General features: G+C 26.1%; 15 protein-coding genes and 1 riboswitch. Of the genes, 10 read left to right on the forward strand and 5 right to left on the reverse strand.

Annotated features, from left to right (window positions below; all coding sequences use genetic code 11):
* The first annotated feature begins 193 nt into the window (after positions 1-193).
* On the forward strand, positions 194-910 hold the full coding sequence (locus CRU93_RS08075) for an SIMPL domain-containing protein (protein WP_129103688.1): 717 nt from the start codon (positions 194-196) through the stop codon (positions 908-910).
* 24 nt (positions 911-934) lie between these two features.
* On the forward strand, positions 935-1,627 hold the full coding sequence (locus CRU93_RS08080) for an aspartate/glutamate racemase family protein (RefSeq protein ID WP_129103689.1): 693 nt from the start codon (positions 935-937) through the stop codon (positions 1,625-1,627).
* 1 nt (position 1,628) lies between these two features.
* Here CRU93_RS08080 and CRU93_RS08085 read toward each other — a convergent pair whose 3' ends face one another.
* Entirely contained in the window at positions 1,629-1,967 is a 339-nt protein-coding gene (locus tag CRU93_RS08085) for a YnfA family protein (RefSeq protein WP_258238865.1), read from the reverse strand.
* Positions 1,968-2,200: 233 nt separating this feature from the next.
* On the opposite strand from CRU93_RS08085, the gene CRU93_RS08090 reads away from it, so the two are divergent.
* Entirely contained in the window at positions 2,201-3,190 is a 990-nt protein-coding gene (locus CRU93_RS08090; RefSeq protein ID WP_129103690.1) for an L-lactate dehydrogenase, read from the forward strand.
* A gap of 18 nt (positions 3,191-3,208) precedes the next feature.
* On the opposite strand, the gene CRU93_RS08095 is transcribed toward CRU93_RS08090, so the two are convergent.
* A complete protein-coding gene (locus CRU93_RS08095) occupies positions 3,209-4,561 on the reverse strand; it encodes an SLC13 family permease (RefSeq protein WP_129103691.1) in 1,353 nt (450 codons plus the stop codon).
* A 104-nt stretch (positions 4,562-4,665) separates the two neighbouring features.
* On the opposite strand from CRU93_RS08095, the gene CRU93_RS08100 reads away from it, so the two are divergent.
* On the forward strand, positions 4,666-5,298 hold the full coding sequence (locus CRU93_RS08100) for a hypothetical protein (protein WP_129103692.1): 633 nt from the start codon (positions 4,666-4,668) through the stop codon (positions 5,296-5,298).
* Here CRU93_RS08100 and CRU93_RS08105 read toward each other — a convergent pair.
* Positions 5,295-5,897 (reverse strand): Crp/Fnr family transcriptional regulator, encoded by a 603-nt coding sequence (locus tag CRU93_RS08105; protein WP_129103693.1) that lies wholly within the window; start codon positions 5,895-5,897, stop codon positions 5,295-5,297. The genes CRU93_RS08100 and CRU93_RS08105 overlap by 4 nt on opposite strands.
* A gap of 109 nt (positions 5,898-6,006) precedes the next feature.
* Here CRU93_RS08105 and CRU93_RS08110 point away from each other — a divergent pair, with 109 nt between their 5' ends.
* From CRU93_RS08110 to nhaD, 3 genes are all read left to right on the forward strand, one after another.
* The gene (locus CRU93_RS08110) at positions 6,007-6,891 is read left to right on the forward strand and encodes a DMT family transporter (RefSeq protein ID WP_129103694.1); all 885 of its coding nucleotides are present in this window, start codon (positions 6,007-6,009) and stop codon (positions 6,889-6,891) included.
* A 78-nt stretch (positions 6,892-6,969) separates the two neighbouring features.
* Positions 6,970-7,545 carry a GNAT family acetyltransferase gene (locus CRU93_RS08115; protein WP_129103695.1) on the forward strand — a complete coding sequence of 192 codons (576 nt, stop codon included), beginning with the start codon at positions 6,970-6,972 and terminating at the stop codon, positions 7,543-7,545.
* Between the two features lie 134 nt (positions 7,546-7,679).
* The gene (nhaD, locus tag CRU93_RS08120; protein WP_129103696.1) at positions 7,680-9,053 is read left to right on the forward strand and encodes a sodium:proton antiporter NhaD; all 1,374 of its coding nucleotides are present in this window, start codon (positions 7,680-7,682) and stop codon (positions 9,051-9,053) included.
* A 39-nt stretch (positions 9,054-9,092) separates the two neighbouring features.
* Here the strand turns inward: nhaD and CRU93_RS08125 are convergent, their stop codons facing one another.
* Positions 9,093-9,428 (reverse strand): helix-turn-helix domain-containing protein, encoded by a 336-nt coding sequence (locus CRU93_RS08125; RefSeq protein WP_129103697.1) that lies wholly within the window; start codon positions 9,426-9,428, stop codon positions 9,093-9,095.
* Between the two features lie 116 nt (positions 9,429-9,544).
* Here CRU93_RS08125 and CRU93_RS08130 point away from each other — a divergent pair, with 116 nt between their 5' ends.
* Together CRU93_RS08130 and CRU93_RS08135 are read left to right on the forward strand one after the other, a co-directional pair.
* Positions 9,545-10,072 (forward strand): NAD(P)H-dependent oxidoreductase, encoded by a 528-nt coding sequence (locus CRU93_RS08130; RefSeq protein ID WP_129103698.1) that lies wholly within the window; start codon positions 9,545-9,547, stop codon positions 10,070-10,072.
* A gap of 81 nt (positions 10,073-10,153) precedes the next feature.
* The gene (locus CRU93_RS08135; protein WP_129103699.1) at positions 10,154-10,504 is read left to right on the forward strand and encodes a zinc ribbon domain-containing protein YjdM; all 351 of its coding nucleotides are present in this window, start codon (positions 10,154-10,156) and stop codon (positions 10,502-10,504) included.
* A 12-nt stretch (positions 10,505-10,516) separates the two neighbouring features.
* On the opposite strand, the gene ribB is transcribed toward CRU93_RS08135, so the two are convergent.
* Positions 10,517-11,152: a 3,4-dihydroxy-2-butanone-4-phosphate synthase gene (gene ribB / locus CRU93_RS08140; protein WP_129103700.1), complete on the reverse strand. Its 636-nt coding sequence runs from the start codon at positions 11,150-11,152 to the stop codon at positions 10,517-10,519.
* A gap of 100 nt (positions 11,153-11,252) precedes the next feature.
* Positions 11,253-11,398, reverse strand: a riboswitch (FMN riboswitch).
* Between the two features lie 95 nt (positions 11,399-11,493).
* On the opposite strand from ribB, the gene CRU93_RS08145 reads away from it, so the two are divergent.
* Positions 11,494-12,390, forward strand: coding sequence for an AraC family transcriptional regulator (locus CRU93_RS08145; RefSeq protein WP_129103701.1), 897 nt, complete (start codon positions 11,494-11,496; stop codon positions 12,388-12,390).
* The last annotated feature ends 96 nt before the right edge of the window (positions 12,391-12,486 follow it).

Genomic DNA, 12,486 nt, shown 5'->3' on the forward strand with positions numbered 1-12,486 from the left:
TATCATATATATGTATTTTGGCTTTAAGCTCAAAAGCTTTATCGATTATTAATAAACAACAAAAACATGTATTAATTGACAATAAAGAGATATAATATTTTTATAAAATTATCACTGTTTTAAGTCTATTTAGTGATTGTAATATTGGAAGTTTTTTTATTATTTATAAATATTAAAATAAAAGGAAGATAAGATGCAACAAAAAAATAAGACAGGTTTTTTTATTTTAGGAGTATTTATATTCTTAGGTTTGAGTACTTTGGGATATTTTTTTAAAAGTGCAGTTGTTGAGTATAAACAATATGATAGAAGTGTAAAAGTAAAAGGTTTATCCCAAAAAGAGTATAAAGCAGATATTGTAATATGGCCTATTTCATATACTGAAGTTAATAATAATCTTGAAAAAATGTATGATTCTATAGATAAGAACAATAAAAAAATTTATAATTTCTTGATTTCAAATGGTATAGAAAAAAGTGAAATAAGTTTTTCTGCACCAAAAATAACAGATAAAGTTGCACAACAATATGGAAATGAAAAGATAAAATACAGATACAATGCAAAGCAAACAATTACAGTATATTCAAAAAATATTGATATTGTTCGAAGTGTAAAAAAATCTATATCAAAACTTGGAAAGCAGGGTATCTTATTTGCAGGAAATAATTATGGTAATAGAACTGAGTATATTTTTACAAAATTAAATGAAATAAAACCTAAAATGATAGAAGAAGCCACAAAAAAAGCTAGAGAAGTAGCTCAAAAGTTTGCAATAGATTCTAAAAGTAAATTAGGAAAAATAAAAAAAGCCTCACAAGGTCAATTTTCAATCTCACAAAGAGATAAAAATAACCCACAAATTAAAAAAATAAGAGTTGTTTCAACTGTTGAGTATTATTTAACTGATTGATATTGTAAAAATTTAAGGAATAAGATGAAAACTATAGGATTACTTGGTGGAATGAGTTGGGAAAGTACTGCTTTGTATTATAAAAAAATAAATGAAGAGATTAAAGAGCAATTAGGTGGCTTACACAGTGCAAAAATTGTGCTTTATAGTGTAGATTTTGAAGAGATAGAAAAACTTCAACATCTTGGAAAGTGGGATGAAACAGCAAAGATATTAAGTAATGCAGCCAAAAACTTAGAAAATGCAAGTGCTGATTTTATAGTTATTTGTACAAATACAATGCATAAAGTTGCATCTATTATTGAACAAAATATAAATATTCCTATACTTCATATTGCAAATGCGACTGGAAAAAAACTTCAAGAAGAAGGTATTAAAAAAGTAGGGTTGTTAGGTACTGCTTTTACAATGAATCAAGAGTTTTATAAAGATACTATCTCAAATAATTTTGATATTGAAGTTATAGTTCCAAATGATGATGATATTCAAATTATTCATAAGATTATATATGAACAGTTATGTCTTGGAATTATAAAAGAAGAGTCAAAAAAACAGTATTTAAGAATAATGCAAAAATTACACAATCAAGGTGCGGAAGGTATTATATTAGGTTGTACCGAAATTGGTATGCTTATATGCCAAGAAGATACTAATATAAAACTTTTTGATACTACACATATTCATGCTCTTGAAGCAGTGAAAGAAGCTTTAAAATAGTTTAACTATTTAAAAGCTTTTGATTTCCAAGTAAAATAGTACAAATACCTACAAATATTATAAGTGTTCCTACAATATCATATTTAGTAAAGCTTTGTTTCTCTACAAAAAATAACCAGAAAAGTGAAGATACAATGTAAATACCTCCATAAATTGCATAGGCTCTTCCTGCAAACTCTAAATTAACTTTCGTAAGTAAAAATGCAAAACATATAAGTGATATCATTCCAGCAAAAAGCCAAAAAGATGATTTTTCAAGTTTAAAAACCATCCAAAAACTATAGCATCCAAATATTTCAAAAAATGCTGCTAAAAAATATATAATGAACTCTTTTATCAAAAAAATCTCCTATTTTAAGTACTTAAAAATACTATAAAAAAAGAAAAAATCTCCTTTTAAAAGGAAATTAATAAAGATTAATTTAGAATATATGCGCTATTAGAAGTCTACAGATAAAATATAGTCTATATTAAAATAATAAAATTCTACAAAAATATTTAATTTAAGTGGCTTACTATCATTTGATTCTTTTGATAGTTCAAAAGATTTTATAGCATAAGGGAGAAAATTTTATGCATACAAATAAATTAGTAGTTATAGGTGCAGGACATGTTGGGTCATATGTTTTAGCAGATGCGATGAAAATCGGATTATTTGGAAAAATTGGTGTAATTGATATTTTAAATAACGTTGCATTTGGTGAAGCAGTTGATCAAGCACAAGCAACTGCTATGACGTATATGAATAATATTGATGTTACAAGTGGTGGGTATGAACAGTGTGAAGATGCAGATATTATTGTAGTTGCAGCTGGTCCTAGTGTAATTCCAGATAAAAATGATTCAAAAGCAGAACCAGATAGAGCACAATTAACAAAAATTAATTGTGAAGTTATAAGAGAAGTTATGACAGGTATTACAAAATATACAAAAGATGCTATTATTATACTTATTACAAATCCACTTGATACTATGGTTTATATAGCTGAAAATGAGTTTGGTTATCCAAAAGGTAGAGTTTTTGGTACAGGAACTATGCTTGATTCTGCAAGATTACGAAAAGTAGTTGCAGATATGTATAATATTGATCCAAAATCAGTAACTGGATATATGATGGGAGAACATGGAAAAACTGCCTTTCCTGTACTTAGTAGATTAAATGTTGCAGGTATTTCTTTTAGTGATTTGAATAAATATTTTGATGAAAAAGATTCAATTATTCATGCTGAAAAAATTCAAAAAGAGATAATTAGTGAAGCATATAAAGTTATGAATGGTAAAGGTTGGACAAATGCAGGTGTTGCGCAAGCAGCAGTTACAATGGCACAAGCTGTATTATTAGATGAAAGAAGTGTATATCCAACTTCAACTACTTTAAGAGGTCAATATGGTCATGATGGAGATGTTGCTTTAAGTATGCCTTGTATCATTGGTAGAGAAGGTGTTATAAAACAAATTGATGTATCTTTAAATGAATGGGAAACTAAAAAATTAGAAGAATCAATTGATTATATTAAACTTGCTATGAAAGATGCAAAAACTGGCTTAGAATTTCTTAAATAACATAAGTTTCTAAAGTTATTAAAATAGCTTTAGAAACTCTACCCAAAAATATTGCAATGGATATAAAAAAACAACTGTAATGATAGCTGTTGCAAATAAGGTTTTTATTACATATTTTTGTTTTATTTTAGAGAGTGCAAGACCTACAATAAGTGGTGGTGCTTGATGTGCAAAAAATATATTTGAATAAGCAGCAACTTCCATCATAAATACTTGATCCAAACTAAAACCTGTTACATTACTTATTTGTTCTGCCATTGGTGTAAATATAGCAGGAATAGTTGGTTGAGTAGTAAATATTCCAGATAAAGACATAAATAAAGTAACTTTAATATAATCAAATACAGCATAAGAAGATGGTGTATATAAATTAATAATATCAGTTAAAAGAGTTTTTATATAGCTATTATGAGCAACAACTGTTCCTAAACCTATTATTGTTGCTACAAATAGAAGTGATGAAAACTTGATACCATTGACATCTTCTGTTTTAATAATACCTACAAATGGAAGAGCTAAGAATAGAACTCCACAAATAGCAATTGTATTTGGTTGTATTTTATGAATAAAATCAGTAGCCCAAAAACATATCATAATTAAGATAGTAAGAAGCAGAATTATCTCATTTTTTGAAAATCTAACTTTTGTTTTATTCTGTTCTATTAATTTTGGGGTGTCATTAAAAAATTTATAAATTAAAGTGATAATTATGATATTTTTTATAATTCCAAATATCAAAAAGTTTGTAATCAAATAGTGAGAATATAAAATTTCTGTATGGTATATCTGAGAAGTTAATCCTGATAATATCATATTTGGTACATTTGCAGGAAGTATAGAAAATCCAGACATTGAAGTAGAAAGAATAAACATAAGCAATATACCAATATATCCTTTATCATGTTCTTTAAATCCAAAACTATTTGCAACAGCAATAGCAATAGGAACCATCAAAACAACTCTTCCTACACTTGAGGGCATAACAAAACTAAAAATAGATGAAAAGATACAAATAGTTATAAGAATATTTAGATAATTAATATTTTTTAAATTTGAAAAGTACTTAGAAAATCTACTAGTTAAATTTACATTTTTTATAGCTGCTGCAATAAGCATACCTGAAAATACTAACCAAAATGCAGAAGATGCAAAACCAGAGAATATTAACTCTTTTGAACTTAATGAAAATACGCTACAAGAAAATAAAAATAATAATGAACTAAAAAAACTAGGAACTAAAGCTGTAGCCCAAAATATAATAGTTGTGGCAACTGTAGTTATAAGAATCAAATCTTTTTGTTCAATTACGAAATTTGAAAGGATAGTATATATGAAAATTGGAATAAAAATAATAGAAATATTTTTTAACATAAAAGTTCTTTTTTTTTAAATTGTATTAGAGTATTATAATTTCTTTTAAGAAACAATATTTTTATTGTTTTGATATAATTTCATCACAACGAAATGAGGTATTTATGAATAAAGAGAAATTAAAAGATGTAGAAGCAGAGTTTTTAGAAGTTTATCCAAAAGCATTTAAAGATGAAAAATTAATACCAATGATAAAAAAATTTAATCCAGAAAAATTAGAAGAAGTAGCAAAAGAGTATTTCAAAGAAGAAAACTTTTCTCAACCACAAATAATATGTGAAGGATTTATGAAAGTAATATCTCGTTCACCTATGGTTTCACTTTTTGATAAAGCAAAATTAAGAGATGCTTTAAAATCAATGGATATTTATCAAAAAGATATGTTAAGTATTGAGTTATATGAATTGATACATGGAAATAAAAAAAATGGATTTAATGGATTAGTTGAGTTTTTAGCAGAATATAATCTTGGAAAATGGACTTTAGTTACACTTATACCTTATGCTTTAAAAAGAAAAAGAGAATACTTTGTAAAACCAACAACAACTAAAATGATTATAGATTATTTAGAGTTAGAAAATTTAACATATAAACCAAGACCAACTTATGAGTTTTATAAAAACTATTCAAAGGCATTAACTTCTATAAAAAAAGAGGTTAAAAAATCACTACTTTACGATAATGCTGCATTTACAGGATTTTTGAAAATGGGAATATCAATCTGCCAAGAGCATTAGTCTTGATTCAAAGATTTTCTTATTCTACTTAAATGTGTAGGAGAAATACCTAAATATGAAGCTATGTGATATTGCGATAGTCTTGATACTATATGTTCAAACTCATTTAAGAATCTTTGGTATCTAGCTTTTGCATTTTCTAATACTAAAGCATTAGAAATATGATCTTTTTGTATTATCCAATGTTTTTCTATATATAAGATATGGTATATTTTCAAATCTTCGTATTTTTCTAATAATTGTCTATATTTGGTGTGATTTATATCAATTACAATTGAATCTTCAATAGCTTGAACAGATGAAGTATTTGCAGTATTTGTGAGTAAAGCAACCATAGGCCCATAAAACCTATTTTCCCAAAAGAAATTGTTTGTGTACTCTTCTGCATGTTCATTTGTTGTAACTGTTCTAAAAAGCCCTTTATATACATATGATATACAATCTACATTATCATAAAGTTCAAATGCATAATTATTTTTCTTTATTTCTCTTATTTTACAGATATTTTTTATATCTTTCCACGTTGTATCAGAAATTTTAGTATATGAATTAAGTGTATCTTTTAAAGAATTAAAAATTTTATTTTTATCTATAGTCATAGTTTCTCGTATTTTTTTATAAAAGCATAGCATAAATTAAAAAAAAATCAACATAGGTAAATGACAAAAAAATATTATTTATATACTATTCAAATAAAAAAGGAAAAAAATGTCAAAAGAGTTAAATGCTCACATGATAATATTACTAGCTACTTTTTTAGTAGGTGGTTCATTTATAGTATCTCAAAAAGTATCAGGAATAATTGATCCTATTTCTATTACATTACTTAGATTTGTTATAGCTTCAGTTTTATTAGCTCCTTTTGTTTTATTAAATAAAAGTTTAAGACAAAAAATAAAAACAACTTTTAAAAGAGCAATGATAATTAGTTTTTTTTATTCACTATATTTTATAGGATTATTTAAATCTTTAGAGTATACAACTGCACTTAATACGGGAACACTATATACTTTGGTTCCTTTACTTACAGCAATTATTTCTATTTTTGTATTTAAACAAAAAATACCGCCAAAATATTATTTAGTATATTTTTTAGGGATTATTGGAACATGTATTGTTGTATTTAAAGGTAACTTACAGATGTTTTTATCTTTGGATTTAAACAAAGGTGATTTGCTGTTTATTGCAGCTATTTTTTGTATGAGTTTATATGCAATAAGTGCAAAATATTTTCATAAAAAAGATGATGAATTAGTGGTATTAGTATTTCTAACTCTTACAGGAGGAATTATTTGGATGAGTATTGCTTTGATTGTTTTTCATATCCCATTAGAATGGAATAAAATTGGAAGTTCACAGTTTTTATCAATAGCATATTTAAGTATTGCTGCAACACTTGTCACTTCATATCTTTATCAAAAAGGTACAATAGTTTTAGGACCTAAAAAAGTTATGTCTTATATTTATTTAAATCCTGCAACTATTTCAATACTTCTATTTGTATTTGAATTTAAATTTATAAATATATGGATGATAATAGGTATTTTAATATCTTCGTTTTCAACATTTATTTTATTAAGAAGTAAAGATTAATTAACAATAGCAATTTTTGGATTGCTTTAATTACTATATTTGGTTAAACTGAATCAATTATAAAATATAGGATTGAATATGTTATTAAAAGTTGCGGATGTTTATGATATAGATGAGGTTTTAAAATTACATAGTAAATATCAAGTTGATACAATAAATCAAGAAGATAAAAAAGATGGTTTTATTACAACTTCTTTTACAAAAGAACAATTAGAAAAATTAGTAATAGAAGAAAAAGGGCTTTTTATTGCAAGAAAAGATGATAAAATTGTAGCTTATGTTATGGCTGCATCTTGGCAATTCTGGTCAGTATGGCCAATGTTTGAACATATGATAAAACAATTAAATAGTGTTGAATTTCAATGTGAAAAATTGACAATAGATAACTCATATCAATACGGACCAGTTTGCGTAGATAAAAGTGTAAGAGGTACTGATGTTTTAAAAACTATTTTTGATTTTGCAAGAAAAAAGATGAATGAAAGATACCCAATTTTAGTTACTTTTATAAATAAAATAAATGGAAGATCATTTAATGCTCATAAAAATAAATTAGGACTTGAAGTTGTAAATGAATTTGATTTCAATAATAACAACTATTATGAGCTTTGTTATGATACTTCAAAACCACTTGTTTTTGAAACTAAAAAATAGTTTCAAAAACACATATAATTCTTAAAAAAATACTTTATTTAATTATTGATTAAATAGTTTTACTAACTTTATGATATTATTTTCCCTTATTTAATTTATTAAATACACATACTTATAAATCTTTGGAGAATTAAATGTTTAAATTTATCAGTGCTTTGGTTCTATTCTTTACAAATGTTGCATATGCAACTACTACAACAGAAACAGCACCAAACTTGACTAATACATGGGTTGGAATAGCAACTCTTGTAATTTTTGTAATAGGGTATTTCGTCATCGCAAATGAAGAAAAATATGATGTAGATAAGTCTTTACCTGCACTTTTTGTAGGTATTTTTACTTTTCTATTAATAGCTTTTTATTTTTATATAAATAATTTGGATATAAAACTTGTACATGAAGAAGCAGAAAGAGTTATATTGGAAATTGCAGAGATTTTCTTCTTCTTATTTGTTGCTATGACATATATCGAATCGCTTATTCATATGGGTGTTTTTGATAAGCTAAAATATAATCTAGTTTCAAAAGGGTATAGTTATAGAAAACTTTTTTGGCTTACAGGTTTCTTATCGTTTTTCATTTCACCAATTGCAGATAACTTAACAACTGCACTTATTCTTTCAACTGTTTTAATTACAATTGAAAAAGAGAAAAAAGAGTTCTTAGTTCCAGGTGCAATTAATATCGTTGTTGCAGCTAATGCGGGAGGTGCGTGGTCTCCATTTGGTGATATTACAACTTTGATGGTTTGGACTTCAGGTAAGGGGCAATTTATGGACTTTTTATATCTATTCCCTGCATCAGTTTTAGGGTATTTAGCAACAGCATTTTTATTATCACTTGTTGTTCCAAAAACAAAACCTGAATTTGATTCAAAAGTTGAAGTTCCTCAAATGAAAGACGGTGCAAAAACTATCATTTTCTTAGGTGTTGTTACAATTGTCATGGCAGTTATTTCTCACCAATTCTTAGATTTCCCAGCTATGTGGGGTATGATGTTTGGTTTAGTGTTATTAAAATTCTGTTCATTTAAATTAAGAAAAAAATATGGAAGTGAACACTTTAATATCTTCTATTCTATGTCAAAAATTGAAAATAATACTTTGATGTTTTTCTTTGGTATTTTAGCAGCAGTTGGAGCTTTATATTTTGTAGGTTGGCTAACTCTTGCTTCAGTAGTATATCATCCAAATCATTTAGGACCAACTTTATCAAATATTGCAGTTGGGTTCTTATCAGCAATTGTAGATAATGTTCCAGTTATGTCTGCTATTTTAAAAGCAAATCCAAATATGGATATTTCAAACTGGCTATTAGTTACATTAACAGCTGGTATTGGAGGTTCTTTAATCTCATTTGGTAGTGCTGCAGGTGTTGGTGTTATGGGGAAATTAAAAGGTGTTTACACATTTAGTAGTCATATGAAATATGCTTGGACTATATTAGTAGGATATTTTGTATCAATTGGTATTTGGTATTTTCAATTTGAGATGCTAAAACTTTATTAAAGTATTTACTCTAACTACTTTTGTAGTTAGAGTAATTTATCAATTATTATTTATTCCCTTTGCATAATTCTCGCCCCATTTAGCCATAACTTCAAAAATTTCAACTAAACCTTCACCATATGTACTTAGTGAGTATAAAACTTTTGGTGGAACTTCTGGATAAACTTCTCTTTTTATTAAATATGAATCTTCTAATGCTTTTAGTTTTCTACTAATTGTTCTTTGTGAAGTATCAGGTATTTTTTGCGCAAGTTCACTTAAACGCAATGCACCTTGTGACAAATTCCATAAAATAAGAAATTTCCATTTATCATCTAATAAATCAATAGGAATTTTGCTTCCACACTCATACTCTTTACCATTTACGCAAAACATTTTTATCCTTTGATTTAGTATAACAAAGTTAATATAATAATTCAATATTGACATAAAAGTCACTATTTGACAAAAATGTCTATAATGTATATAATTTTGAAAATTAAGGAGTAATTATGAAAAAAGTATTAATAAATTTGGTTCATCCAAATATGAAAGAATCAAAAATAAATAAACAATTATTAAGTGAAGCTACAAAGTTAGATAATGTAACTATTAATAATTTATATGAAAAATACCCAGATTTTAAAATTGATTTTGAGAGAGAACAAAAACTTTTAATAGAGCATGATGTTATTATTTTTCAGTTTCCTATGTATTGGTTAAGTTCACCTGCATTGTTAAAAGAGTGGTTTGATGTGACACTGACATATGGTTTTGCATATGGAACAGAATATAATCTTAAAAATAAAGATTTTGTTGTTGCAACTACTACAGGAAGTAGTTCAAAAGAGTTTGCTTCTACTGGTAATAATGAGTATGAAGTTGCGGAGTTTTTAAGACCATTTGAAGGTACAGCAAAATACATACAGATGAAATATAAAAAAGAGTTTGTTTGTTATGAATCATTTGTTATTAGTGATGAAGAACTTGATAAAAGAGCAAAAGAGTATAAACAATATATAGAAGAATTATCAAAATAACATTAGTAAAATTTTATTTGATAAAACTAGCATAAATTTAGTTATGTTATAATACAAGTTAAATAAAATTAAAGGAATTTGATGGAACAACTACCAAATTGTCCAAAATGTAACAGTGAATATACTTATGAGGATGGTTCACTTTTTATTTGTCCAGAGTGTGCGCACGAATGGTCTAAAGATGCTGTAGAAGAAGTTGAAGAAGATGTTTTAGTTGTAAAAGACGCAAATGGAACAGTTTTAGCTGATGGAGATGATGTAACAGTAGTAAAAGACTTAAAAGTAAAAGGTAGTTCTTCTGGAATTAAAGTAGGTACAAAAATCAAAGGAATTAGGCTAGTTGATGGAAATGACGATCATAATATTGACTGTAAAGTACCTGGAGTTGGAGCAATCAAACTAAAACAAGAGTTTGTTAAAAAATCATCATAAGCAAAGAGAGTTTTAACTCTCTGTTGCTTTTCTATAATCTATTATATCTTCTACACTAAGAATTGGCATATTAAATTTTTTTGCAATATTTTTTATATCTTCACCTTTTGCCATAGTTCCATCTTCATTTGTGAGTTCACATAAAACTGCGACAGGTTCTAAATTTGACAATTTCATCAAATCAATACTTGCTTCTGTGTGACCTTGTCTTTCAAACACACCATTATCTCTAGCTCTTAAAGGAAATACATGTCCTGGAGATACAATATGGTTTATTCCATCTTTTTTTATTGCTGATTTGATTGTAGTAACTCTATCTTTTGCACTAACACCTGTAGTAACATTTTCTTTTGATTCAATTGTTATTGTAAAAGGAGTTTGATATTTTGAATTATTTGATTCAACCATCATTGGAAGTTGTAACTCATTTACTTTTTTTGAAGTTAGACATAGGCATACAATACCACTACATTCTTTTATTAAAATAGCCATCTGTTTTTCAGTTATAGTATTTGCATAAAATATAATATCTGCTTCATCTTCTCTATTTTTGTCATCATTTACGATAACACCTTTGCCATTTTGAAGCGCTTTTATAGCAGCTTGAACATTTTGTTTAAAATTTGAATTTGAAATTTTTTGATTCATTTAGTTTATTCCCTTAATTGAATTAACTTATTGAATCAGGGCTTTATATAGTAAGTCATACAAGTGTATATGTATATATTTAATAACAGTAGTAAAACTTTTATATTCTCTTTCATCCAGACTTTAACTGTTGGTTTTGGATTTGCACCAAATCTGCTTGACCTTTACAAATGTAAAGCGCTCGTGGACTTCTATAAAATTATAGTTACCACCAGTAAGGAATTTCACCTTGCCCTGAGAAATAAATTTATAAAATTATAACTGAATCTTACTTATTTAAATGTTATAAATAAGCATCAAAATAATTGACTTTATATATTTGATTTTTGTAATATTTTATTATGAATAACAATATTGAAAAAATAGAAGACTTTTATAAACATAAGTTTAATTCTCTTCCTTTAACATTTGAAAATGAATTAGGGCATTTTAATGTTTTTAAAAGAGGAACAACTAAAATAAAATCCATAAAATTTGGAAGAAGAGATTTTTTTAAAATATCATTATTAAAAGGTAAAATGAAAATTCATTACTCTGAAAAAACTATTCAAAGTGACAAATATGTACTTTTGATATCTGATCCACTTGTGCCTTATTCATGGGAAACATTAGAAGAAAATTTGGGTGGATATTATTGTATATTTAGTAAAGACTTTTTCTTTGATTCTATGGATATTAGGAAATATCCACTATTTAAATTAGATGCTAAAAAAGCTTTTATTTTAACTGAACAAAATGTATTAGAAATTGAGAATATTTATGAAAGAATGTTTAAAGAAATTGAATCTACTTATATTTATAAATATGATGTATTAAGAAATCTAGTTTTAGAACTTATTCATTATACAATGAGGTTAGATCCAAAATTTCTATCAAATAAAAGTGCAGATACAAATATAAATATAACAACAAAATTTAATGAAATATTACAAAGACAATTTCCAATTGAATCGCCTTATCAAAGAGTGGAATTAAAAGCACCTAGTGACTTTTCGTCTATACTAAATATACATACAAATCATCTTAATAAAACATTGAAAAGTACAACTGGTAAAACTACTTCTCAAATTATTGCAAATAGGTTTGCCCAAGAAGCAATAGCTTTACTAAAACATACTTCTTGGACTATAAGTGATATTGCTTATGCATTAAAGTTTGAAGAGACTTCTCATTTTATCAGTTTTTTTAAAAAACATTTTAAACAAACTCCTAAAAAATTTAGAGACTCAATAAAATAAATTATTTGAATTTTACTATTTTTTGATTGAATATTGTATATAAAAAATATAATTTATTTGATAATATTCTTTCAAATAAAATAAAAAGGTTAAATA

It is taken from the genome of Arcobacter sp. CECT 8985 (genome assembly GCF_004116495.1).
Taxonomy (GTDB): domain Bacteria; phylum Campylobacterota; class Campylobacteria; order Campylobacterales; family Arcobacteraceae; genus Malaciobacter.

Bases quoted from the DNA above. Each gene is read 5' to 3' on its own strand.
- CRU93_RS08100 (WP_129103692.1), top strand. From the start codon at position 4,666: ATGAATAAAGAGAAATTAAAAGATGTAGAAGCAGAGTTTTTAGAAGTT.
- CRU93_RS08105 (WP_129103693.1), bottom strand. From the start codon at position 5,897: ATGACTATAGATAAAAATAAAATTTTTAATTCTTTAAAAGATACACTT.
- ribB (WP_129103700.1), bottom strand. From the start codon at position 11,152: ATGAATCAAAAAATTTCAAATTCAAATTTTAAACAAAATGTTCAAGCT.
- CRU93_RS08145 (WP_129103701.1), top strand. From the start codon at position 11,494: ATGAATAACAATATTGAAAAAATAGAAGACTTTTATAAACATAAGTTT.
- CRU93_RS08135 (WP_129103699.1), top strand. From the start codon at position 10,154: ATGGAACAACTACCAAATTGTCCAAAATGTAACAGTGAATATACTTAT.
- nhaD (WP_129103696.1), top strand. From the start codon at position 7,680: ATGTTTAAATTTATCAGTGCTTTGGTTCTATTCTTTACAAATGTTGCA.
- CRU93_RS08115 (WP_129103695.1), top strand. From the start codon at position 6,970: ATGTTATTAAAAGTTGCGGATGTTTATGATATAGATGAGGTTTTAAAA.
- CRU93_RS08130 (WP_129103698.1), top strand. From the start codon at position 9,545: ATGAAAAAAGTATTAATAAATTTGGTTCATCCAAATATGAAAGAATCA.
- CRU93_RS08090 (WP_129103690.1), top strand. From the start codon at position 2,201: ATGCATACAAATAAATTAGTAGTTATAGGTGCAGGACATGTTGGGTCA.
- CRU93_RS08075 (WP_129103688.1), top strand. From the start codon at position 194: ATGCAACAAAAAAATAAGACAGGTTTTTTTATTTTAGGAGTATTTATA.
- CRU93_RS08080 (WP_129103689.1), top strand. From the start codon at position 935: ATGAAAACTATAGGATTACTTGGTGGAATGAGTTGGGAAAGTACTGCT.
- CRU93_RS08125 (WP_129103697.1), bottom strand. From the start codon at position 9,428: ATGTTTTGCGTAAATGGTAAAGAGTATGAGTGTGGAAGCAAAATTCCT.
- CRU93_RS08095 (WP_129103691.1), bottom strand. From the start codon at position 4,561: ATGTTAAAAAATATTTCTATTATTTTTATTCCAATTTTCATATATACT.
- CRU93_RS08110 (WP_129103694.1), top strand. From the start codon at position 6,007: ATGTCAAAAGAGTTAAATGCTCACATGATAATATTACTAGCTACTTTT.